Origin of the sequence: Nonomuraea sp. 10N515B (assembly GCF_052245915.1) — a bacterium.
In the GTDB taxonomy this organism is placed as follows: Bacteria; Actinomycetota; Actinomycetes; order Streptosporangiales; family Streptosporangiaceae; genus Nonomuraea.
Map to the genome: position 1 here is coordinate 1 of NZ_JBQQBQ010000173.1, position 1932 is coordinate 1932.

Here is a 1932-nt window from a genome sequence, read left to right on the forward strand (position 1 = left end):
CCTGGCGGATCTGGGCCGGGTGCAGTACGCGCCTCTGTATGTGTAGGTGGAGGCGACTCCGAAGCCGACCAAGGCCGTCGGTGGGGAGGCCACGTTGAAGGTCTGCGGCGTAGGCGTGGCGAGGCTGCCGGGGCACAGCTGGGCGGCTCACTTGTCGACCGGGTGGTAGTGAACGTGGGAAGCGTCATGGTGTCGCCCGTCCCGTCCAGTAGCCAGCTTGGCGGAGGGCAGGCCCGTCGTCGGCTGACGACGTCATGACGTGGCGGAGTCCTCGTAGTAGTCCGAGCGCACGAGAGGTGCGTACATGGCGAAGGGGGACAGCGAGTCAGCAGTCGTGGGACGGGAAGACCAGGAGGCTGTCGCCGGTGAATACCGACGAGCTGGAGTACGTCTTGATGAAGGCGGACCGCCGGGTACTGGAGATCCAGACCAAGCTGCACCGTTGGGCCCGCGAAGATCCTCATCGCAGGTTCGATGACCTGTTCAATCTCGTTGCCGATCCCGCGTTCCTGCTGGTTGCGTGGTATCGGGTGCGGGGCAACAAGGGAGCCCGGACGGCCGGAGTGGACGGGGAGACCGCCTACTACGTGGAGGCCGTGCGGGGGGTTGAGGAGTTCCTCGACGGGCTGCGGACTTCGGTGAAGGACCGCAGTTTCTGCCCGCTTCCGGTGCGAGAGCGGCTGATCCCAAAGGCGAATGGCAAGCTGCGTCGTCTGGGGATCGCGACCGTCCGCGACCGGGTGGTGCAGGCCTCCCTGAAACTGGTGTTGGAGCCGATCTTTGAGGCGGGATTCCTCCCGTGTTCCTACGGGTTCCGCCCCAATCACCGGGCTCATGACGCAGTGGCCGAGGTGCGTCATTTCACCTCCCGCTCCTATGAGTGGGTGGTCGAAGGCGACATCAAAGCCTGCTTCGACGAAATCTCGCATCCGGCCCTGATGGACCGGGTGCGGCTTCGAGTCGGAGACAGACGCGTCCTGGCCCTGGTCAAGGCGTTCTTGAAGGCTGGGATCCTCGGGGAGGACCGCATGCTGAGGGAAAACAACGCTGGTACCCCGCAGGGGTCGATCCTCTCGCCGTTGCTGAGCAACGTCGCCCTGTCCGTCCTGGATGAGTACATTGCCCAGGTGCCGGGTGGGCCGGCGACGTGCCGCAACGACCGGGTCAAGCGCCGACGCCGTGATCTGCCGAACTATCGGCTGATCCGCTACGCCGACGACTGGTGCCTGGTCGTGTCAGGCTCGCGAGCCGACGCGGTGGCGCTACGCGAAGAGATCGCAGGCATACTCGCTCCGATGGGCCTGCGCCTGTCGGAAGAGAAGACCCTGATCACCCACATCGACGAGGGTCTCGATTTTCTCGGCTGGCGCATCCAGCGCCACCGGCAACGAGGCGGCACCAAGGAGTACGTCTATACCTATCCCGCCCGCAAAGCGGTCAAGGCCATCATGGCCAAGGTCAAGACGCGGTGCCGCAGAACAAGCACCAGTCTGTCGCTTGACGCCCTGCTCATTCCGCTCAACCGGATGCTGCGGGGCTGGTGCACGTACTTCCAGCCGGGGGTCTCCAGCGCAACCTTCCAATACCTGGCTCACTACACGTGGACGCAGGTTATCGGGTGGCTGCGCCGCAAACACCACCGGAGCAACTGGAAGGATCTGCGCCGTCGTTACTGCGACGGAGGCTGGTGGCCAGCCAGCGAGGCACGAGAACTGTTCAGCCCGGGAACGGTGCGCACCACGCGCTATCGTTACCGAGGCGCGAACATCCCCTCGCCCTGGCGCATCGCCTCGTGAAGAGACGGACGGACACAAGCGGGGCTTGTGGAGCGCCCGTTGCGTTGAGAGGCGCACGGCGGGTGCGGGAAGCGGTCCGGAGAAACGGGCTGGCCGAGAGGCCAGAACCGCGCTCCGGGCCGACTTTCACGAGTTC

At 65.3% G+C, this 1932-nt stretch carries 1 protein-coding gene; it reads left to right on the forward strand.

The features are described from left to right. Positions 1 to 365 precede the first annotated feature (365 nt). The gene (gene ltrA / locus ACTWQA_RS58835; RefSeq protein WP_443167467.1) at positions 366 to 1796 is read left to right on the forward strand and encodes a group II intron reverse transcriptase/maturase; all 1431 of its coding nucleotides are present in this window, start codon (positions 366 to 368) and stop codon (positions 1794 to 1796) included. Positions 1797 to 1932: the final 136 nt, after the last annotated feature.